Here is a 21,286-nt window from a genome sequence, read left to right on the forward strand (position 1 = left end):
AGTGAATAGAACTAGTCAACAACCGACCGGTGAACCAGCTGGTCACCGGTGAATTTCTGGAAGACTGTCCGATATGGAGACCATCGCCGATCTGGACGAGCGCGTGAGCCACTGCCGCGCCTGCCCACGGCTGGTGCGGTGGCGGGAGGAGACGGCCAGGACCAAGCGCCGGTCCTACGCCGACTGGGACTACTGGGGGCGGCCGGTGCCGGGCTTTGGACCGGCGGACGCCCGGATGCTGATCGTCGGCCTGGCCCCGGCCGCGCATGGCGCCAACCGCACGGGCCGTATGTTCACCGGCGACCGCTCCGGCGATTTCCTGTACGCCGCCCTCCACTCCGTTGGGCTGGCCAGCCAGCCGACGTCCACCCATCAGGGCGACGGCCTTGAGCTGTCCGGTGTGCGCATCACCGCCCCGGTCCACTGCGCGCCGCCCGCCAACAAGCCCACGCCCGCGGAGCGTGACGCCTGCCGGTCCTGGCTGAGCGAGGAGCTGCGCCTGCTCCGCCCGACCCTGCGCTCGGTGGTGGTCCTCGGCGCCTTCGGCTGGCAGGCCACGCTGCCCGTCCTCGCCGCCGCGGGCTGGACCGTCCCAAGCCCCCGCCCGCCCTTCGCCCACGCCGCCCACGTCTCGCTGCACGGCCCCACGCCCCTGGACCTGTTCGGCTGCTACCACGTCAGCCAGCAGAACACCTTCACCGGCCGCCTCACCCCGGCCATGCTCAGCGACGTCCTGCGCACAGCGGCGAAGACCGCCGGGCTGTAGCGAGCCGGTCGTGCTTGGCTGGTCCGTATGCATCTCGCCTCCGCCACCCGCCGTGACCTGACCGTGCGTGCCGCAGTCGAGCAGGCACTGATCACCGAGGACCAGCCCATCGCCGCACTCCTCGATGTGGACTCCGTACGGGCGTCCGCCGCCGCCCTGCGTGCGGCGTTCGAGGAGGTGGCCGCACCCGGGCAGCCCCTCCTGCACGCCTTCGCCGTCAAGGCCGCCGCCCTGGTGCCGGTGCTCCGGCTGCTCGCCGACAACGGGCTCGGCGCCGAGGTGGCCAGCCCCGGTGAGCTGGCACTGGCCCAGGCAGCCGGGATCGGACCGGACCGCACGGTGCTGGACTCCCCCGCCAAGACCCCCGCCGAGCTGCGTACGGCGCTGGACCTGGGGGTCGCGGTCAATGCCGACAGCCAGCAGGAGCTGGCCCGGTTGGACGCTCTCGTCGGTGCGGCGCCGCTGCGGTCGGCCGTCGGCCTGCGGATCAATCCACAGCTCGGCAGCGGCTCCATCGACGCGATGAGCACCGCGACCGCCACATCGAAGTTCGGTATCGCACTTCGCGACCCGGGCGCCCGCGAATGGCTTGTACGGGCCTACGCCGACCGCCCCTGGCTCACCCGGCTGCACGCCCATAGCGGCTCGCAGGGCATCCCTCTCGACCTGATGGCCGCGGGGGTCAAGGACGCCTATGAGCTGGCCGAGGAGATCAACGGTGCCGTGGGCCGCCAGCAGATCGACACCCTCGATATCGGCGGCGGGCTCCCGGTCAACTTCGCTTCCGAGTCCACGGAACCCACCTTCCATGACTACGCTCAGCTGCTGAGCGCCCAGGTCCCCGGCCTCTTCGACGGCCGCTACGGTCTGGTCACCGAGTTCGGCCGGTCCCTGCTGGCCAAGGCGGGCACCATCGTCGCCCGTGTCGAGTACACCAAGTCCGCCGGTGGCCGCCCCATCGCGGTGACCCATGCGGGCGCCCAGATCGCCGCACGGACCGTGTTCGCCCCCGACGCCTGGCCGGTCCGTATCGGTGTGTACGGCCCGCAGGGGCTGCCCAAGCAGGGTGCGCCCATCGCCCAGGATGTCGCGGGGCCCTGCTGCTTCGCGGGGGACCTGGTGGGCCGAGAGCGGGCGCTGCCGGGTCTGGAGGCGGGGGACCTGGTGGCGCTGCTCGACACCGGGGCCTACTACTTCTCCAACCCCTTCGGCTACAACAGCCTGCCCCGGCCCGGGGTCTACGGCTACTGGGCCAGCGGCGACGGGACGGTGCGGTTCGCGACCGTACGGCGGCCCCAGACCCTCGACCAGATCGTCACGGAGTCCGGAGCCGGTCAGCGGGACGCGCTGACCCCGCCCTGCTGACGCCTCAGAGCGAGGCGATGACGCGGTCCGCCAAGGCGTAGACCAGTTCCTCGTCGTCCTCGCCGAAGGCGAAGGTCAGGGCGTACGCACCGGAGACACCGGAGCCGCCCAGCAGGACCGGGGACATGCCGTCCCGCAGTGCCGCCGCGAGGCGGTCTGCCGTCTCACGGTGTCCCGGGGACATGCACACGGTCGTACCGTCGGCGAAGACATACACATCGAGCGTGCCCAGCGGGCCGGGCCGTACATCCGCCAGCGCGGTCCGCGCCCCGGCCAGCCCGGCCAGCCGCTCGACGGTCCGCTCATGGTCCCCGACCGGCCGCGCTTCCGGCGCGGCCGGGGCCGGGACGGCAGGGTCACCGGAGAGCGTGAAGTGCGGGTCCGAAGGGTGTCTGCGGCGCGCCGCGGCCAGCTCGGCGGACCCGGCATCGGCGTCAGCGGGCGCCTGGGCCTGAGCCTCGTCACGGTCAGCCTGGCGGGGCAGAAAGACCTGACCCTCGCCCGTCTCATCCGGACGCATCTCCTCCAGGAAGGCGTCGAACAGCTCGGCGTCCATAGCGCTCACCTCATACTCGGTGGCCTCGATGTACTCCGCGCCCTGTCCCGCCAGCAGTGAGCCGCCCCCGGCATCGGCGTCCCTGGCCTCGTGCGCGGCCCAGAAGGCCCGCGCCTCGGCCAGCTCGCGCTCCCGCTCCTCAGCGAGCGCGTCGGCGACCGCCGCCCGGACCTCCTCCACAGCGGGCGCCTGCCGTGCCGCGGGCACGGTGGCACCGGCTGCGGCGAGCTCCTCGCGCAGCCCGGTGACCTGGCGGTGCAGCCCTCGGGTGGTGTGCAGGGCGGCGCCGCCCAGGACCGCGGCGGTAGCCGCGGCCAGAAGCAAGATGAGGGATATGGCGCTCACTGACGTACTCCCCATTCGGATTCGGCCCCCTGAATTCCTACCTCAGCTTTACCTACGACACCCCTCGGCCGCAGCGCAAAAGGCAATAAAACAGGTGTAAAGAGGCCTCATTCCGCTGATACACACCCTTTGTGAGCAGGCAAAACGAAGCGCCCCCAGGGGAAAAATCACATCCTGGAGGCGCTTCGGTCTCACCGCCGCAACGGCCGTGATTTAGATAACATTTCTCAGCTCAAACGCTCGATCACCATGGCCATTCCCTGGCCGCCACCGACGCACATGGTCTCCAGGCCGAACTGCTTGTCATGCCACTGGAGCGAGTTGATCAGCGTCGTGGTGATGCGCGCGCCGGTCATCCCGAACGGATGACCCACCGCGATGGCTCCACCGTTGACGTTGAGCCGGTCCAGGTCGATACCGAGATCCTGGTACGAGGGGATCACCTGAGCGGCGAATGCCTCGTTGATCTCTACGAGGTCGATGTCCCCGATCGCCATCCCGGCCCGCTGGAGCGCCTGCTTACTGGCCTCGACCGGGCCATAGCCCATGATCTCGGGTGAGAGCGCCGAGACGCCGGTCGAGACGATCCGGGCGAGCGGCGTCAGACCGAGCTCCCGGGCCTTGGTGTCGGACATGACCACCAGCGCGGCGGCGCCGTCGTTCAGCGCACAGCAGTTGCCCGCCGTCACCAGCCCATCGGGCCGGAAGACCGGCTTGAGCCCCTGCACGGCCTCCAGCGTCACTCCGGCACGCGGGCCGTCGTCCTTCGCGACGACCGTGCCGTCCGGGGTGGTCACCGGGGTGATCTCACGCTCCCAGAACCCGTCGGCGATGGCCTTCTCGGCGAGGTTCTGCGACCGTACGCCGAACTCATCCATCTCCTGCCGGGAGACACCCTTGTCCCGGGCGAGGTTCTCGGCGGTCTGCCCCATGGCGATATAGACGTCCGGGAGCTTGCCCTCCGCCCGCGGGTCGGTCCAGCCCTCGCCGCCCTGCTCGGCCCGCGCGGCGGTACGCGCCTCGGCCTCGGCGAAGACCGGGTTGTGGGTATCCGGCATCCCGTCCGAGGAGCCCTTCACCGAGCGGGACACCATCTCCACGCCCGCGGAGATGAAGACATCGCCCTCGCCCGCCTTGATGGCGTGCATCGCCATCCGGGTGGTCTGCAGAGACGAGGAGCAGTACCGGGTGATGGTGCAGCCGGGGAGGTGGTCCATCCCCATCTGCACGGCGACGATCCGGCCGAGGTTATGTCCCTGCTCACCACCGGGCAGCCCACAGCCGAGCATCAGGTCATCAATCTGCGTCGGGTCCAGCTCGGGGACCTTGGCAAGCGCCGCCTGGATGATCTCGGCCGTCAGGTCATCCGGGCGGATATCTTTGAGCGACCCCTTGAACGCGCGTCCGATAGGCGAGCGGGCGGCAGAAACGATCACTGCTTCGGGCATCACGGCTCCAAAAGGGCGGCACGGCTGTGACAGGACTGTGAGGGAAGCTACCCGCACGTAGCGCTAAGGTCACGGCTCCCATGGTGTGATGCGGCTCGCAGCCCTCACCTACGGGGCCCTCACCTATGGCGTACCGCGCCACGCCGAGGAACAACCGCGACTCTTTCCCTCGTTCTTGCCAGTGCACTAGCGTGCGGTCTTTGCTTAACCATTACTGTGGTCGACAAGGCCGTGCCGTACGGCCATGGAGGAGTGAGATGAGGAGCAGCAACCCGGTCTTCTCGCGACGGGGGTTCAGTCGGGATGGTCAGGCGGGCTTCAACGCCGGCCAGCCGCAGGCCGGGAACCCGTACGCCAACAACCCGTACGCCCAGCCGCAGCAGGGCCAGCAGGGCTTCCCGCCCGCCGCCCCGCCGCAGGCCGACCGGATGACGATGGACGATGTCGTCACCCGGACCGGCATCACGCTGGGCACCGTGATCGTCGCTGCGGCGGTCGCGTGGACCACAGGTCTGGGGATGGGCTTCGCCATCGTCGCGGCGCTGATCGCGATGGGGCTGGCCTTCTGGCAGTCCTTCAAGCGGGAGGCCTCGCCCGCGATCATTCTGGGCTACGCGGTCTTCGAGGGCCTCTTCCTCGGCGCCATCAGCAACTACATCAACCGGTTCGCCGAAGGCGCCGCGATGCAAGCGGTGATCGGCACCATGGCGGTCTTCGCCGTGATGCTGTTCCTGTACAAGACCAGGATCATCCGGGTCAACGGCCGGTTCACCCAGATCGCTCTGGTCGCGGGTATCGGCTATGCGCTGCTGTCCCTGGTGAACCTGGGATTCGCACTCTTCGGCGCCGGTGACGGCATGGGCTTCCGTACCGGCTGGGTCGGCATCCTGATGGGCATCGCCGGTGTGTGCATCGGCGCGATGTTCCTCGCCCTCGACTTCAAGCAGGTCGAGGACGGTATCGCGTACGGCGCTCCGCGCAAGGAGTCCTGGCTGGCCGCCTTCGGTCTGACCGTGACCCTCGCCTGGATCTACTTCGAGTTCCTGCGTCTGGCCTACATCCTGGCCAGCGATTAACCGGGCTCGCCCTACACGCCGGAAGGGCCCGCGAGGCACAGCCTCGCGGGCCCTTCCGTGTTTCTGTGCCTGTGTTTCTGTGTCTGTGTGTGTTTCCGTGTCCGGGCCCGCTAGAACTTGCGCGCGGCTCGCCCACGCCTCAAGTCGTGTTCATGAATGATCGCCTTGGCATGGCCATAGGCGAGGTTGTGTTCGCCCCGCAGCCAGCTCACCTTCTCTTCGAAGCGGAAGAAGGAAGGGCCTTCGTCGACGGCGCGGAGCCAGTCGCAGATCTCGCGGCCGGTGCATTGAGGGATGCGGGAGAGCAGGTTCTGGTGAGTCTCGTCATCAAAGACTTGGGACATTGGCGCCTCCGGATATCCGGGGATACGGGGGTGACCCCCGGTGGGATGCAGTGCTGAATCCTTCGCGGCCCTTCACGGTCCTTCCGCCACCGTGCCTGAGTGTTGGGGCGTTGGCAACACTCCGTCGAGGGGCGCATAGGCTTACACCGTGCCCGATGTGATCTCCCTGCTGACCGCCGTGGACCGGCTCGCCGCCCGGCTGAGAGCGCTCCCGCAGAGCGCGCTGGAGCGCGGGGCGGCGGCCGAAGGACTGGCGCTGGCCAGGGAACTGTCCCTGCGCGCACAGCGCTTGGAGGCGCCGGAACGGGAGCCGCTGGAGATGCCCGACGCGGGGATTTTCGCGGTCGGCGACCAGCTGGCGGTGGCCGGCCATGACCTGGCGGAAGCACTGCGGACCGCCGGTACGGCGGGCACAGAACGCACGGAAGCGGAGCTGGTCGAATCGGTACGCAGAGTGACAGCGATGGCCGAGTCCATCCCCTGAAGCCGCGACTGCTCCAGGCTGCGCTTATTCCAAGAACAGGCCGCGTTCGGCGGCCCTGGTGTCGAACTCCTCCAGCCGGGCCTGGGCGTCCGGCAGATCGTCACACATCGCCTCCAGCAGCACCCGGCCCAGCAGCATCGGCGCACACGCCGTGTCGAAGGCCAGCCCGGTGCCCACGGCCGCGGGCAGCAGGATGTCATCGGGGTGCCCGACGGGGGCGAACGCGCTGTCGGCGACCGTGACGATCCGCAGTCCGGCCGTACGGGCGTAGTCGAGGGCGGTCACCACCTCGCGCGGATGACGGGGCAGCGCGAAGCAGAGCAGCGCGCTGGCGCCAGCCCGGAGGGCGGCGTCGATACGGTCCGCGAGCATCGTGCCGCCCTCGTCCAGCAGCCGGATATCCGGGTGGACTTTTGCGGCGAAGTAGGCGAAGCCGCGTGCCTGGGCGGAGGCGGCCCGTAGCCCCAGCACCAGCAGCGGGCGGGAGGCGGCCAACAGCCGCCCGGCCGCCGCGACAGGGGCGGGGTCGGCGAGCTGGGCCGCGAGCAGCCGCAGATTCTCGATCTCGGCGTAGACCGCCTGCTGGTACTCATTGGAAGTGGCCTCGGCCTCGGTCTCACCCACGTCCCCGGCCGGTGACTCCCGCAGATGCTTGCGCAGCGCCGGATAGCCGTCAAAGCCCAGCGCGACCGCGAAACGGGTTACGGACGGCTGGCTCACCCCCGCCAGCTCGGCCAGCTCAACACTCGACAGGAACGGCGCGTCATCGGCCCGCCGCACCATGCAGTGCGCGATCCGGCGCTGCGTCGGGGTCAGCCGGTGCCCCTCGAAGAGCTTCAGCAGCCGAGCGCTCGCGCTGCTCATCCGTTCACCCGCCTGTCTGCCCGTACTGCCCGTAGAAACCATTCAGTGATCTATGACTCTGCATGACTCTATGCAGCGGGGCAAGTGGGGGGTTACCAGTGCCATGGACGGTCCCCGCCCGTACGGTGACGCGCATGAGCGCCCGTGACCATGAGCTAAGAAGGAGCGGCGGGCGGGAGGTGGCGCGGGGACCGCCGCACCCCGGTGTTGCCACCAGGGGCGGGACGACGGCGGTCCCCGCGAAGGACATACGCCGGGCCAGGACCGGGCATACATCCGGGCGACCATGGAGGTCCGGGAGCCGCTCCGGAAGTCCTTGGCGCCACGCTCTCGTCGGCTTTCCGCCGACACCCACCAATGTGCCGTACGGGTGTTAACCGCACTTTGCGCTGCCGTGACACTTTGGGTGCGATGAGGATGCCAATTCCCGGCCGCGGGCCCGGGGTTACCCCCGGACCAGTGCGATCTGGTTCGGAGGTCAATCCCTACGTCCCGTCAATTACTTCGCTGCACGCGCCAGATAGGCCAGCAGATCCTGGCGGCTGACCACCCCGGTCGGCTTGCCCTCCACCAGCACGATGGCAGCGTCCGCGCCCTCCAGCGCCGCCATCAGATCGGCGACCGGCTCACCCGAACCAACCTGTGGCAGTGGGGCGCTCATATGCTTCTCCAGCGGGTCGGTCAGCATGGCCCGCTTGGTGAACAGAGCGTCCAGCAGCTCACGTTCCACAACCGAGCCGATGACCTCCGCCGCCATCACATCCGGATGCCCCGCTCCCGGCTTCACAATGGGCATCTGGGAAACCCCGTACTCGCGCAGCACATCGATCGCCTCGCCGACGGTCTCCTCCGGGTGCATATGGACCAGCGAGGGGATCTCACCCTCCTTGTCGCGCAGCACATCAGCGACCCGGGCACTCGGCTCGCCTTCCTCCAGGAAGCCGTAGTCGGCCATCCAGTCATCGTTGAAGATCTTGCTGAGATAGCCACGGCCACTGTCCGGGAGCAGCACGACGACCACATCCTCGGGGGTCAGCCGCTCGGCCACCTCCAGCGCCGCGACAACCGCCATCCCGCAGGAGCCGCCGACCAGCAGACCCTCCTCCTTGGCCAGGCGGCGGGTCATCTGGAAGGAGTCCTTGTCCGAGACCGCGATGATCTCATCGGTGACCTCCGGGTCGTAAGCGGTCGGCCAGAAGTCCTCACCGACGCCCTCGACCAGATACGGGCGGCCCGAGCCGCCCGAGTAGACCGAGCCCTCCGGGTCGGCCCCGATGATCTTCACCCTTCCGTCGGAGACCTCCTTGAGGTAGCGGCCGGTGCCGGAGATCGTGCCGCCGGTGCCAACGCCCGCGACAAAGTGGGTGATGCGGCCCTCTGTCTGCTCCCAGAGCTCCGGGCCGGTGGTCTCGTAGTGCGAACGGGGGTTGTTCGGGTTGCTGTACTGGTCCGGCTTCCAGGCTCCAGGGGTCTCCCGGACCAGACGGTCCGAGACGTTGTAGTACGAGTCAGGGTGATCAGGGTCCACAGCGGTCGGGCAGACCACGACCTCGGCGCCATAGGCGCGCAGCACATTGATCTTGTCCGTTGAGACCTTGTCCGGGCAGACGAAGAGGCAGCGATACCCCTTCTGCTGGGCGACGATCGCCAGGCCCACACCCGTATTGCCGGACGTCGGCTCGACGATGACGCCGCCCGGCTTCAGCTCCCCGGAGCGTTCGGCCGCCTCGATCATCCGGACCGCGATCCGGTCTTTTACTGAGCCACCCGGGTTGAAGTACTCCACCTTCGCCAGGACGGTGGCCCCGGTCCCCGAGGTGACATTGTTCAGCTTGAGCAGCGGGGTGTTGCCGACAAGCTCGATCATCGACTCGTGATACTGCACTCTTGTCTCCGCGTTCAGGGGGGCTGCCGCGGTCGCGGGCCCGTAGCTGAAAGCCTATTGCGCCGCCAGGGCCTCTGGGGCGTTGCAGAGTGCGGTGTACGGGGCAACAAAGTGTTAAGTGCGTGCGTCGAATGGACGGTATGGGTCGTATGGGAGGCGAGACCAGCGGGATGTCCAGGGCGAGGGTGGCGCGGCGGATCGCGACAGCCGCAGCGTATGGAAGTGGCGGGATCGGGATGCTCGGTGGCTTCGTGATCGGTGTACTGCTCACCGAGGTCCAGCTCGCAAAGCGGAAGCTGGGCGGCCACGTCGATGCGCCGCCCATGGCGGACGGACTCTACGGGGCCGTCTTCGCGCGCCACGACGGGCCACCGCTGCGGCTGGCGTTTCTCGGCGACTCCACGGCCGCCGGGCAGGGAGTGCACCGGGCCCGGCAGACACCGGGCGGGCTGCTCGCCTCGGGGCTGGCGGCGGTGTCCGAACGGCCGGTGGATCTGCGGGTCGTAGCGCTGCCGGGGGCGAAGTCCGATGACCTGGAACGGCAGGTGACGGTGCTGCTGTCGGAGCGGGAGCCGTCCCAGGCGCCCGATGTCTGCGTGATCATGATCGGGGCGAATGACGTCACCGGGCGGATGTCCGCGTCACGGTCGGTGCGGTATCTGTCGGACGCGGTGACCCGGCTGCGTACGGCTGGCTGCGAGGTCGTCGTCGGTACCTGCCCGGATCTCGGGTCGGTGGAGCCGGTGGGACAGCCGCTGCGGTGGCTCGCGCGGCGGGCCAGCCGGCAGTTGGCGGCGGCCCAGACGATCGCGGTGGTGGAGCTGGGCGGACGTACGGTGTCGCTGGGCGACCTGCTGGGTCCGGAGTTCGCGGCGAATCCGCACGAGATGTTCGGGCCGGACAACTATCACCCCTCGGCGGAGGGGTATGCGACGGCGGCGATGGCGGTGCTGCCGACGTTGTGCGCGGCGCTGGGGCTGTGGCCGGAGGCGGAAGAGCGGCCCGACGCCGCGCGCCGGGAGGGGCTGCTGCCGGTTGCCCGGGCGGCGGTGGAGGCCGCGGAGGAGGCCGGTACGGAGGTGGCGGCGGCTCGGGGGCCGTGGGCGCTGCTGCGGCACCGGCGGCGGCGCCGGGTGGCCCCGGAGGACCCCGCCCCGCCGGAGGGGTCCGCTCCGGCGGAGGAGGTCACCCGGGCGGAGTGAGGGCGCCGCTCCCGGGCGGGTTCCGATATGCGGCTCCGCCGCGTGGCGGGGCTTCGCCCCGGGTGCGGGGGTGCCGTGGGTGGGTGTTCCCCTTATCCCGCCCCTTCCCGGAACCGGGGCTTGCGCCCCGGACCCCGGGGTTGGCCCTGTGCGGGCCGGTGGCCGGTGTTGTGCCCACCCGTTCCGCCCCTCGGGCGGCCCGAGTGCCCACAACACCTCGGGGGTCTGGGGGCGGAGCCCCCGGTTTCGGGAAGGGGCGGGTCAGGGGTGCCCTACTCCGCCTTGATGGCTGTCAGCATGTTCAGTCTGGCCGCTCGGCGGGCGGGCCAGAGCGCGGCCAGGACACCGACGACCGCGGCCAGGGCCAGGAAGACGCCCATCCGGCCCCAGGGGAGCACCAGCTCATACGTGGCGAGCGAGCCGCTGAGCAGTTCGCCGGCCGCCCAGCCGAAGAAGACACCAAGGCCGATGCCCATGACCCCGCCGAAGAGGGAGATGATGATGGACTCCAGCCGGACCATCCGCTTGATGCCGCGCCGGTCGAGGCCGACCGCCCGCAGCATGCCGATCTCCTGCGAGCGCTCGAAGACCGACATCGCCAGGGTGTTGACCACGCCGAGCACCGCGACGATCACAGCCATGGCGAGCAGCCCGTAGAGCATGTTCAGCATCAGGCTGAACATCTGGGCGATGGATTCGGAGACGTCCTTCTTGTCCTGGACGAGTATCGCCGGGTTGTTGCCAAGCTCCTTCTCCAGCGAGGACTTCGCGGCGTCGCTCGCGCCGTCCTTCGTCTTCACCATCACCTGCATGTCCCTGACCTGGTCCATATGCGGATCCAGCGTCCTGGTGTCCAGCATGATGCCGCGCATCATCTCGTTGCCCTCGTAGACACCGGAGATGGCCAGCTTGCCCTTCTCGCCGTCCTCGAAGGTGACCGGGACGGACGAACCGACCTTCCAGTTGTGCTCCTTGGCGGTGTCCTCGTCCACGACGGCCTTGTCACCGCTCAGCCCGTCGAAGGAGCCCGCGGAGAAGTCCAGCTGGGCCAGCTTGGCGATGTCGGTGCCGTTGACGCCCGTCAGCCACTCCGTGGTGCCGTTGATCTCGGATTCGGAGCTGCGCAGTGGACTGACCGCGGTGACCTGGTCGTCCTTGGCCAGCGTCCGCGCTACCTCGGGAGACAGCTCACGGAAGTTGGCCATACTGATCGTGTAGTCGGCCTTGAGCGATTCCGTCGCCATTTTGTCGATGGCCTGCTGCGAGCTGCCCGCGATCACGGTCATACCGGTGATCAGGGTGAGGCCGATCATCAGCGCCGAGGCGGTCGCGGCGGTACGCCGCGGATTGCGTACTGCGTTCTGCCGGGCCAGCTTTCCGGAGACCCCGAAGCCGCGCAGCAGCGGAGCCGCGGCGGCGATCAGGGGCCGGGACAGCAGCGGGGTCAGCACAAAGACCCCGATGGTCAACAGGGCGCCGCCCAGTCCCATCGGGAACTTGGCCGCGTCCGCCTCCATGCCGGTCCCGGCGAGTACCAGCGCCGCACCACCGGCCGCGATGATCGAACCGATGGTGTTCCGGATGACCAGCGAGCGGGTCGTGGGGGTCGCGTGGACGCTGCTCATCGCGGCGACCGGCGGGATCTTCGCGGCCCGGCGGGCGGGCAGCCAGGCGGCCAGCACGGTGACCACAACCCCCACGGCCAGCGAGGTGATGACCGCGCTCGGCGAGATGATCAGCGGACCGTCCGGCACGGTGGCGCCGATACCGTTCAGCAGGGAACGCAGTCCGGCGCCGATGCCGATACCGGCGAGGAGCCCCGCGACCCCGGCGACCGCACCGACGACAAAGGCCTCGATCAGCACCGACCGGGTGATCTGGCGGCGGCTGGCACCCACCGCGCGCAGCAGCGCCAGCTCCTTGGTGCGCTGGGCGACCAGCATGGTGAACGTATTGGCGATGATGAAGACGCCGACGAAGAGCGAGATACCGGCGAAGACGAGCATGCCGGTCTGCATGCCGCTCATATTCTCTTCGATCATCCTGGACTGGTCATCGGCGAGCTTCTGCCCGGTGACGGCCTCAAGCTCCTCCGGCAGCATCTTCTCGACCTCGGACCTGAGCTGGCCCTGTGAGGTACCCGGAGCGGCCTTGAGGGTGATCTCGTTGAACTCCCCGGGCTGGGCCAGCAGCTGCTGCGCGGTCGGGGTGTCAAAGAGGACGAGCGAGCCGCCCGCGGCGACATTGCCGTCGTTGGTGGTGAAGACGCCGGTGACCTTCTCCTCGCGGACCGGTCCGTCGACGGACATACGTACGGTGTCACCGACCCGGTAGCCGGTGCGCTCGGCGGTCTTCGCGTCCAGCGCGACCTCGCCCGCCCGCTGTGGCGCGCGGCCGTCCTTCATCGGATAGCGGGCGTCGGTGCCCTTGCCGTCCTGGCCGGCGTAGTAGTTGCCGCCGAGCGTGGACCAGCCCTCGCCGACGAGCTTGCCGTTCTTGTCGGCGAGCGCGGCGAAGCCGGTGACGGAGCCGGTCGCCGACTCGGCACCGGGCAGCGCGGCGGCCTGGTCGAGCAGCCGCTGGTTCAGCGGGTTGTCGGGGTCGGACTGTACGGCCACGTCCACGTGGTCGAAGCCCTTCTCGGAGCTCTTCTGGTAAGCGTCCGAGATGGTGGAGGTGAAGACCAGGGTGCCGGAGACAAAGGCGACGCCGAGCATGACGGCGAGCACGGTCATCAGCAGCCGGGCCTTGTGCGCGAACACATTGCGCAAGGCGGTACGGAACATGGGAAGGTCCTGGAAGTGGTGGTGAGTGAGCGGGCTGTGGAAGGGCGGGCAGGGGGCTACCGCTTCAGCTGGGGCGGCCCTTCGCGTCGAAGCCCTTCATCCGCTCAAGCACCGAGTCGGCGGTGGGACCGACCATGTCGTCAACGATGCGGCCGTCAGCGAGGAAGATCACCCGGTCCGCGTAGGAGGCGGCGACCGGATCGTGGGTGACCATGACGACGGTCTGGCCGAGTTCACGCACCGAGTTGCGCAGGAAGCCCAGCACCTCGGCGCCGGAACGCGAGTCCAGGTTTCCGGTCGGCTCGTCGCCGAAGATGATGTCCGGCTTGGAGGCCAGCGCCCGGGCCACGGCGACGCGCTGCTGCTGACCGCCGGAGAGCTCGCTCGGACGGTGCTTCAGGCGGTCGGAGAGGCCAACGGTTTCCACCACCTTGTCGAGCCACGCCTTGTCGGGCTTACGGCCCGCGATGTCCATCGGCAGGGTGATGTTCTCCAGCCCATTGAGCGTGGGCAGCAGATTGAAGGCCTGGAATATAAAACCGATCTTGTCGCGGCGCAGCTGGGTGAGCTTCTTGTCCTTCAGCGAGGTGAGCTCGACATCGCCGATCCGCGCTGACCCGCTGGATACCGAGTCCAGACCGGCCATGCAGTGCATCAGGGTGGACTTGCCGGACCCGGAGGGGCCCATGATCGCGGTGAACTGGCCCTGCCGGAAGTCGACGGAGACCTGGTCGAGCGCGATCACCTTGGTCTCGCCCTCGCCATAGACCTTGGAAAGGTCCCTGGCACAGGCGGCGGCAGCGCCGGTGGAAGCGGCGGCGGGGGCGCCGGGCTGGGTGGCGGTCGTCACGGGACGTGGCTCCTGTCGGGGATGAGGCTGACTGGTCCACTCCATCGTCCGTGCCGAACCGGCCCCGCGGATCAGCCCCGCTACCGGTCTTATGGGGAGCCCTCGGGCGTATACGGGACAGGCCGCGTCCTACCTGGGGATGACGGCGCCCCTGAGAGGGTCCGTGGCGCCGGAGGACGAATTTGCGACATTCCTGGTCACCGGGCATATGCCCGTAGAGGCCTCCCAAGCGGGGGGCTGCCGCTGATGCGACATCAGTTGCCAATAAAATAAGACAACATCAGCCCGACGCACCGCCGTTCGGGGGACAGTCCCGGTTAGGCTCGTTCAGCACCCTGGGGTGGGCCGCATGAGCTCGGTGCGGCCCGAGCCGGTGCCCGGATGGTGGAATGCAGACACGACGAGCTTAAACCTCGTTGGCCTACGTGGCCGTGCCGGTTCGAGTCCGGCTCCGGGCACACCAGGCTGCCGGGGTGCTTGCCTGTTGGGCGGCCCTGTCCCCCGGTCCCCTCGACCTCAGGAGCGCCAGTCGCGGGTACGCAAGGGCAGACCCGAGATGCCTGAGTCGGGGGTGCGGATCGCCAGGATCTGGTTGACGCCGATGCGGTTGTGTTCGAAGGAGAGTGCTGACGCGGCCATATAGAGCCGCCAGACACGAGCCCGGCCCGGAGTGCTGAGGCGAGCCGCGCGCGGGAAGTCGGCTTCCAGGTTGGCCACCCAGCGGCGCAGCGTCATGGCGTAGTGCTCCCGGATCGACTCCAGATCGCGGACCTCGAAGCCCGCCTCCTCAAGATGGGTGACCGTGCGGCCCACCGGGGCCAGTTCACCATCGGGGAAGACATACGCGTCGATGAATTCATCCGCCTCGTAGGCCTCCTCCGACACCTCGGGACGTCTGGCGATCTGATGGTTCAGCAGGCGGCCACCGGGGCGGAGCAGGCCATAGACGGTGGCGGCGTACTCACGGTAGCGGGCGGAGCCGACATGCTCTGCCATACCGATGGAGGCGATGGCGTCATACGGGCCGTCAGGGATGTGCCGGTAGTCCTGAATACGGATGTCGATACGGTCCGTCAGACCGGCCTCCGCGATCCGCTTACGGGCGTACGCCGCCTGCTCCGCGGAGAGCGTGACCCCGACCGCCCGCACGCCGTACTCGCGGGCCGCGTGCAGCGCCAGGGAGCCCCAGCCGCAGCCGACGTCGAGCAGCCGCTGGCCCGGCTGCAGGGCGAGCTTGCGGCAGACCAGATCGATCTTTGCCCGCTGCGCCTCCTCCAGGGTGAGGCCCTCGTCCCAGTAAGCGCAGGAGTACACCATGGACGGGCCGAGCACCTGCTCATAGAAGTCGTTGCCGACGTCATAGTGGTGGCTGATGGCCCGCTTGTCGCGGCGCACGCTGTGCCGGAACCCGGTTCGGTGGCGCACCTCTTCCCGGGGCGGGGGCGGGGGCGGCAGCGGCCCGGCGAGGGCCAGCAGCTCACGGGAGGCGGCCAGCCGGGCGCCCTTGGCCGGGCGGCCCTGCCCCTCCCACAGCGGGCCGGCGAGCCGGTCCAGCGCGTCGTACAGATCACCTTCGATGTCCAGCTCTCCGGCCACCCAGGCCCGGGCGAGACCGAGCTCGCCCGGCCGCCACAGGATGCGCCGCAGGGCGCGGCGATGGCGTACGACCAGGGTGGGGGCGTCGGGGGGACCCGCCTCGCTGCGGTCCCAGGCGCGGATACGGATCGGGAGCGGGATGCCGAGCGCTGACTCGGCCAGGGCGTGGAGCCGCACAGCGGCTGCGGTCATGGCACACCTCCGAGAAACCAGGACTGCTATGTACATAAACACCAGTCGCTCTCAGATGCATGCCCACCCGCGGGGACTTGCCGGGCCATAACGCCGAAGAGCCATCCGCCCCACGGATGGCGGATGGCTCTTCGGTACGTATACGGGTACATACGCGCGGACGTACTCGCGCATGTATGCGCGTGCGGCCAACGCGTATGACCAGGGGCTTACGCCCCGGCGTCAGGAGGCCTTGGCCTTCGGCTTCCCCCCGGACTTCGCGTCGTCCGCAGGCTGCCCGGACTTGTCAGCCTGCCCGGACTTCGACTTCGTGTCCGACGGCGCAGCCGGCTTGGCGGCCTCGTAGAACTCCTCGCGGGGGTTCTCCATCGCGCCGAGGGAGACGACCTCTCGCTTGAGGAACATATGCAGTGTCCAGTCGGCGAAGACGCGGATCTTGCGGTTCCAGGTCGGCACGGCCATACCGTGGTAGGTCCGGTGCATGTACCACGCGATCCGGCCCTTGAGCTTGATCTTCCGCTTCTTGCCGAGGGCAATCATCGCGACACCCTTGTGGATGCCCAGACCGGCCACCGCACCCTTGTTGGCGTGCTCGTACTCGCCCTGCGGGAAGCCGCGCATACCCGAGATGACATTGTCGCCCAGCTGCCTGGCCTGACGCAGCGCGTGCTGCGCGTTGGGCGGGCAGAAGTTGGGCTCAGGCTTCCCCTGCTTCTTGCCGACCAGGTCCGGGACCTGGGCGTTGTCACCGGCGGCCCATATGTAGTCGGTGCCCTTGACCTGCAGGGTGGGCTCGACGTCGACATGGCCACGGGGGCCGAGCGGCAGACCGAAGTTGGCGAGCGCCGGGTTCGGCTTCACCCCGGCCGTCCACACGATCGTGTTGGAGTCGACCTCAAGGCCGTTCTTGAGTACGACGTGGCCGTCCACACAGGAGTCCATCGACGTCTCGAGGTAGACCTCGATACCGCGCTTCTTCAGGTGCTCCAGGCCCCACTGGCCGAGCTCCGGGCCGACCTCGGGGAGGATCTTGTCGGCGGCGTCGACCAGGACGAAGCGCATGTCCTCGCGCTTGACGCTCGGGTAGTACTTGCAGGCATCCCGGGCCAGGTCCTCGACCTCACCGATGGTCTCCGCACCGGCGAAGCCACCTCCGACGAAGACGAAGGTCAGTGCCTTGCGACGGACATCCTCATCGGTGGTGGAGTCGGCCTTGTCGAACTGCTCCAGTACGTGGTTGCGCAGGCCGATGGCCTCCTCGACGCCCTTCATACCGATGCCCTGCTCAGCCAGGCCGGGGATCGGGAAGGTGCGGGAGACCGCGCCGAGCGCGACGACCAGGTAGTCGAAGGGCAGCTCATACGAGTCGCCGACGAGCGGCGTGATCGTGGCGACCTTCCGGTCCTGATCGATGGTGGAGACGCGGCCGGTGAGGACCTCCGCCTTGGGGAGCACACGGCGCAGCGGAACGACGACGTGGCGCGGAGAGATGGAACCAGCGGCGGCTTCGGGCAGGAAGGGCTGGTACGTCATGTACGAACGCGGGTCGACGACGGTCACCGTCGCCTCGCCGTAGCGCATCTTCTTCAGGATGCGGCGCGCTGCGTACAGGCCGACGTAACCACCGCCCACAACGAGGATTCGAGGACGCTCCGTGGTGCTCATGCCATCGAGTATCCAGCACCCTTGAGGGGGGTGCTCGTGAGCCCCTTCACAAGCTCCTGCCGAGCCTCTGCTACACTCCCCCGCCCCGTGACCGGAGCCACATACTCCGCGGGGAACCATGACCCCACGCTGAACGTCTTGCGTCCGCCATGAGCTGCGGATTTCAGTCCTGCTGTCAGCTGGACCAATCCCGCGCCCGGCTCCTGCTCCCACACTCAGAACGCCTTACTGGCGCGCACTGACCGGCCCCTGCGGGGCCGACTCGGCAGCCGAGCGCGGAAAACAGCCCCAGCAAGGGCATTTTCCTTGTGAAGAACTTCACGAACTTTCCCGGACGGGGCCCGGGCCGCCCTCTGACGGCCGGTGCAGGTCAGTCGTCGAGTGCCGTATGGAAAGCGATCCCATCGAGGATGTCGTGCTCGCTCACCACGACCTCCTGAGCCCCGATCCGCTCCATGAGGTGGAGCAGGATCAGTGCCCCCGCAGCGATCACATCGACCCTTCCCGGGTGCATCACCGGGATGGCCGCCCGCTCGGCATGGGTGGACCGCAGCAGCCGCTCGGTGATCTCCCGTACCTGGTCGATCGGCACCCGGGTGTGGTGGATCGCGGTGGAGTCATACTCCGCCAGACCGAGGGCGATGGCGGCGACCGTGGTGACCGAGCCCGCGAGGCCGACCAGGGTCTGCGCCTCGGTGAGCGGGACCGTGCGCTCGGCGAGGTCGAGCGCGGCCTCAATATCCGCTTTTATGGCGTCGATCTGGGCGGACGTGGGCGGGTCGCTGATCGCGCCGCCCCGCACGAGATGGCGCTCGGTCATCCGGACACAGCCGATATCGACGCTGCGGGCGGCCCGTACCTGTTCCGTACCGACCACCAGCTCGGTGGAGCCACCGCCGATATCCGCCACGAGATACGGAGTCCGCAACGGGGACGCCCTCAGTTCCTGGGTGGCACCGGTGAAGGAGAACTCCGCCTCCTGGTCACCGGAGATGACCACGGGCTCGACGCCGAGGATGTCCAGCACCCCGCGTACGAAGTCCGCCCGGTTCTCCGCGTCCCGGGACGCGGAGGTGGCCACAAAGCGCACCTTCTCGGCGCCATGTTCCTTGATGGCCGCCGCGTACTCCCGGCAGGCGGCAAAGGTCCGCTCCAGGGCCTCCGGAGCGAGGCGGCCCGTACGGTCCACGTCCTGGCCGAGCCGGACGATGGTCATCCGCCGGGCCAGGTCCTTGAGTTCGCCGGTTTCGGGGTCCACGTCCGCGATGAGCAGCCGGATGGAGTTGGTGCCACAGTCAATGGCGGCGACCCGTGTCATTCGGCGGCCTCCCCGGGGTTCACACACGGCCCCTTGCGCCACCACTCCGGCAGCATCGCGATCGCCTCGTCGCCCAGCGGGTTCACCCCGGGACCGGCCGCCAGCGAGTGGGCGACCAGAACGTGCAGACACTTGACCCGGTCCGGCATACCGCCCGCGCTGGGGAAGCCCGCCAGCACCTCGATGGCGTCACGGCGGGCGATGTAGTCCTCGTGCGCCCTGCGGTAGGCGGCGGCGAGCTCTTTGTCCTCGGCGAGCCGGGCAGTCATCTCCTTCATCACGCCGTTGGCCTCCAGCGTGCCGATCGCGGAGGCGGCGCGCGGGCAGGTCAGGTAGTACGTCGTAGGGAAGGGCGTGCCGTCGTCCAAGCGCGGTGCCGTCTCGACGACATCGGGCTGACCGCAGGGGCAGCGGTGCGCGATGGCCCGCAGGCCACGCGGCGGGCGGCCAAGCTGCTCCCGGAAGGCGGCGATATCCGCGTCCGTCGGCGGCGTACGGTCGGTCTGCGGCGGGGGCGTTTCCATGCCTGGGGTGTTCTCTTCGCTAGGAGGTCGGGTCAGGGAGGTCGGTTCAGGGAGAAATCGGGTCAGGGAATGGGGGGTCAGGGGTTGGGGATCAGGAGAGTATCTCGGGCCTGTCTTGCGCGGCTCAGCGGCGGCGGTCCGCCGCGTCCACGCCGTCCCAGAGGTTCCGGTACCAGGCGCGGTCGGACGGGCCGCGGTCGCTGGGGCGGCGGGGATCGGCACTGCCGTCCTCGACGATATAGCCGGTTTCGCCCGGGCGGAGATAGTGCAGCCGCGCGCGGGCCTGCTGCTCCACATAGACCGGATCCCGCCAGCGGGCCAGCTCATCGCGCAGTTGCTCAACCCGCTCCCGCGCCTGCTCGGCCTGGCGGCGCTGATCGGCGATCTCCGAGCGCTGCGATACGTACTGCCGCATCGGATACGCCAGCGCGACGACAAGAGAGCAGACGACCAGCGCCAGCAGCGCCGCGCGGCCGGTGAGCCGGCTGCGGCGCGGAGCCCGCAGCCGCCGGTTCTGCGCACGGTAGACCCGGGCGGCGGCCTCCTCACCGAGCGCCTTGAGCCTCGTCGCGGTGGAAAACCGATCCCGGTCGGCGGCCACGTGGCCTCCCCTGCCTCTATACGCACACCTTCTATACGTACATACGTCCCCGCCACGGTACGGGACCGGGGGCGGGGACGTACGTATGACTGGCTAGCTCTGTGAGCTTCAGCCCTTGAAACGCGGGAAAGCGCTACGACCGGCGTAGACCGCCGCGTCGTCCAGGATCTCCTCGATGCGCAGCAGCTGGTTGTACTTGGCGACACGCTCGGAGCGGGCCGGGGCGCCGGTCTTGATCTGGCCGCAGTTGGTGGCGACGGCGAGGTCGGCGATGGTGACGTCCTCGGTCTCACCGGAGCGGTGGGACATCATGCACTTGAAGCCATTGCGCTGGGCCAGCTCAACGGCGTCCAGGGTCTCGGTCAGCGAGCCGATCTGGTTGACCTTGACCAGCAGAGCGTTGGCGGACTTCTCGTCAATGCCGCGCTGCAGCCGCTCCGGGTTGGTGACGAAGAGGTCGTCGCCGACGAGCTGGACCTTGTCACCGAGCTGCGCGGTGATGGTCTTCCAGCCGTCCCAGTCGTCCTCGTACAGCGGGTCCTCGATCGAGACCAGCGGATAGGCGTCGACGAGCTCGCCGTAGTACGCGGTCATCTCCCCGGCGGTGCGGGACTTGCCCTCGAATTCGTAGACGCCGTCCTTGTAGAACTCGGAAGCGGCGACGTCCAGCGCGAGCGCGATGTCCTGCCCCGGGGCGTAACCGGCCTTCTTGATGGCCTCAAGGATGAGGTCCAGGGCCTCGCGGTTGGAGCCCAGGTTCGGGGCGAAGCCGCCCTCGTCGCCCAGGCCGGTGGCCAGGCCCCGCTCCTTCAGCACGGCCTTGAGCGCGTGGTAGGTCTCGGTGCCCCAGCGCAGCGCCTCGGAGAAGGACTCCGCGCCAATTGGGGCGATCATGAACTCCTGGATGTCCACATTGGAGTCGGCGTGCGAGCCGCCGTTGAGGATGTTCATCATCGGGACCGGCAGCTGGTGCGCGTTCGGCCCGCCAAGGTAGCGGAAGAGCGGCAGGTCGGAGGCCTCGGAGGCGGCGTGCGCAACGGCCAGCGAGACACCGAGGATGGCGTTGGCGCCAAGCGAGGACTTGTCGGCGGTGGCGTCCAGGTCGAACATCGCCTGGTCGATCAGCCGCTGCTCGGTGGCGTCGTAACCGACCAGCTCCGGACCGATCTGCTCGATGACGGCGAGGACCGCCTTCTCGACACCCTTGCCGCCGTAGCGGGCCTTGTCACCATCGCGGAGCTCGAGGGCCTCGAAGGCGCCGGTGGAGGCACCGGACGGGACAGCGGCACGGCCGGTGCTGCTGTCGTCGAGGCCGACCTCGACCTCCACCGTGGGGTTGCCTCGCGAGTCGAGGATCTCGCGGGCTACGACGACGTCGATGGACGGCACGAGGGTCTCCTTCTGTGTATCTGGGTTCCT

18 protein-coding genes and 1 tRNA gene are annotated in these 21,286 nt (G+C 68.9%); 6 read left to right on the forward strand and 13 right to left on the reverse strand.

Going from position 1 to position 21,286, the window contains the following annotated elements; all coding sequences use genetic code 11:
* Window positions 1-73 precede the first annotated feature (73 nt).
* Both test1122_RS08745 and test1122_RS08750 read left to right on the forward strand, forming a co-directional pair.
* Entirely contained in the window at window positions 74-766 is a 693-nt protein-coding gene (locus test1122_RS08745) for a uracil-DNA glycosylase (RefSeq protein WP_232268591.1), read from the forward strand.
* A gap of 27 nt (window positions 767-793) precedes the next feature.
* On the forward strand, window positions 794-2,131 hold the full coding sequence (locus test1122_RS08750) for a type III PLP-dependent enzyme domain-containing protein (protein WP_232268592.1): 1,338 nt from the start codon (window positions 794-796) through the stop codon (window positions 2,129-2,131).
* 4 nt (window positions 2,132-2,135) lie between these two features.
* Here the strand turns inward: test1122_RS08750 and test1122_RS08755 are convergent, their stop codons facing one another.
* Both test1122_RS08755 and test1122_RS08760 read right to left on the reverse strand, forming a co-directional pair.
* Window positions 2,136-3,032, reverse strand: coding sequence for a hypothetical protein (locus test1122_RS08755; protein ID WP_232268593.1), 897 nt, complete (start codon window positions 3,030-3,032; stop codon window positions 2,136-2,138).
* A 227-nt stretch (window positions 3,033-3,259) separates the two neighbouring features.
* Window positions 3,260-4,480: an acetyl-CoA C-acetyltransferase gene (locus tag test1122_RS08760; RefSeq protein ID WP_232268594.1), complete on the reverse strand. Its 1,221-nt coding sequence runs from the start codon at window positions 4,478-4,480 to the stop codon at window positions 3,260-3,262.
* 257 nt (window positions 4,481-4,737) lie between these two features.
* On the opposite strand from test1122_RS08760, the gene test1122_RS08765 reads away from it, so the two are divergent.
* Complete coding sequence (locus test1122_RS08765) at window positions 4,738-5,556, forward strand: Bax inhibitor-1/YccA family protein (protein WP_232268595.1); 819 nt, start codon at window positions 4,738-4,740, stop codon at window positions 5,554-5,556.
* A gap of 110 nt (window positions 5,557-5,666) precedes the next feature.
* Here test1122_RS08765 and test1122_RS08770 read toward each other — a convergent pair whose 3' ends face one another.
* Window positions 5,667-5,900: a DUF4287 domain-containing protein gene (locus tag test1122_RS08770; protein ID WP_232268596.1), complete on the reverse strand. Its 234-nt coding sequence runs from the start codon at window positions 5,898-5,900 to the stop codon at window positions 5,667-5,669.
* Between the two features lie 148 nt (window positions 5,901-6,048).
* Here test1122_RS08770 and test1122_RS08775 point away from each other — a divergent pair, with 148 nt between their 5' ends.
* Window positions 6,049-6,384 carry a hypothetical protein gene (locus tag test1122_RS08775; RefSeq protein WP_232268597.1) on the forward strand — a complete coding sequence of 112 codons (336 nt, stop codon included), beginning with the start codon at window positions 6,049-6,051 and terminating at the stop codon, window positions 6,382-6,384.
* A 24-nt stretch (window positions 6,385-6,408) separates the two neighbouring features.
* Here the strand turns inward: test1122_RS08775 and test1122_RS08780 are convergent, their stop codons facing one another.
* Together test1122_RS08780 and test1122_RS08785 are read right to left on the reverse strand one after the other, a co-directional pair.
* Complete coding sequence (locus test1122_RS08780) at window positions 6,409-7,248, reverse strand: MurR/RpiR family transcriptional regulator (RefSeq protein ID WP_232268598.1); 840 nt, start codon at window positions 7,246-7,248, stop codon at window positions 6,409-6,411.
* A gap of 499 nt (window positions 7,249-7,747) precedes the next feature.
* Window positions 7,748-9,133, reverse strand: a complete 1,386-nt coding sequence (locus tag test1122_RS08785; protein WP_232268599.1) for a cystathionine beta-synthase — start codon at window positions 9,131-9,133, stop codon at window positions 7,748-7,750.
* A gap of 140 nt (window positions 9,134-9,273) precedes the next feature.
* Here test1122_RS08785 and test1122_RS08790 point away from each other — a divergent pair, with 140 nt between their 5' ends.
* Window positions 9,274-10,335, forward strand: a complete 1,062-nt coding sequence (locus test1122_RS08790) for an SGNH/GDSL hydrolase family protein (RefSeq protein ID WP_232268600.1) — start codon at window positions 9,274-9,276, stop codon at window positions 10,333-10,335.
* A gap of 272 nt (window positions 10,336-10,607) precedes the next feature.
* Here the strand turns inward: test1122_RS08790 and test1122_RS08795 are convergent, their stop codons facing one another.
* Both test1122_RS08795 and test1122_RS08800 read right to left on the reverse strand, forming a co-directional pair.
* The gene (locus test1122_RS08795; RefSeq protein ID WP_232268601.1) at window positions 10,608-13,121 is read right to left on the reverse strand and encodes an ABC transporter permease; all 2,514 of its coding nucleotides are present in this window, start codon (window positions 13,119-13,121) and stop codon (window positions 10,608-10,610) included.
* 64 nt (window positions 13,122-13,185) lie between these two features.
* Entirely contained in the window at window positions 13,186-13,971 is a 786-nt protein-coding gene (locus test1122_RS08800) for an ABC transporter ATP-binding protein (RefSeq protein ID WP_232268602.1), read from the reverse strand.
* A gap of 375 nt (window positions 13,972-14,346) precedes the next feature.
* Here test1122_RS08800 and test1122_RS08805 point away from each other — a divergent pair.
* Window positions 14,347-14,429 (forward strand) — tRNA-Leu (locus test1122_RS08805).
* Between the two features lie 58 nt (window positions 14,430-14,487).
* On the opposite strand, the gene test1122_RS08810 is transcribed toward test1122_RS08805, so the two are convergent.
* The 6 genes from test1122_RS08810 to eno all read right to left on the reverse strand — a co-directional run bounded on the left by test1122_RS08810 (window position 14,488) and on the right by eno (window position 21,256).
* Complete coding sequence (locus test1122_RS08810) at window positions 14,488-15,759, reverse strand: SAM-dependent methyltransferase (protein ID WP_232268603.1); 1,272 nt, start codon at window positions 15,757-15,759, stop codon at window positions 14,488-14,490.
* Between the two features lie 222 nt (window positions 15,760-15,981).
* Entirely contained in the window at window positions 15,982-17,424 is a 1,443-nt protein-coding gene (locus test1122_RS08815) for an NAD(P)/FAD-dependent oxidoreductase (RefSeq protein ID WP_232268604.1), read from the reverse strand.
* Between the two features lie 370 nt (window positions 17,425-17,794).
* Entirely contained in the window at window positions 17,795-18,742 is a 948-nt protein-coding gene (locus test1122_RS08820) for a Ppx/GppA phosphatase family protein (protein WP_232268605.1), read from the reverse strand.
* Entirely contained in the window at window positions 18,739-19,266 is a 528-nt protein-coding gene (locus tag test1122_RS08825) for a DUF501 domain-containing protein (RefSeq protein WP_232268606.1), read from the reverse strand. The genes test1122_RS08820 and test1122_RS08825 overlap by 4 nt, the downstream gene beginning before the upstream one ends.
* A 124-nt stretch (window positions 19,267-19,390) precedes the next feature.
* Window positions 19,391-19,867 carry an FtsB family cell division protein gene (locus test1122_RS08830; RefSeq protein WP_232268607.1) on the reverse strand — a complete coding sequence of 159 codons (477 nt, stop codon included), beginning with the start codon at window positions 19,865-19,867 and terminating at the stop codon, window positions 19,391-19,393.
* Between the two features lie 108 nt (window positions 19,868-19,975).
* Window positions 19,976-21,256, reverse strand: a complete 1,281-nt coding sequence (eno, locus tag test1122_RS08835; RefSeq protein WP_232268608.1) for a phosphopyruvate hydratase — start codon at window positions 21,254-21,256, stop codon at window positions 19,976-19,978.
* Window positions 21,257-21,286 lie beyond the last annotated feature (30 nt).

Source organism: Streptomyces gobiensis (genome assembly GCF_021216675.1).
GTDB lineage: Bacteria > Actinomycetota > Actinomycetes > Streptomycetales > Streptomycetaceae > Streptomyces > Streptomyces gobiensis.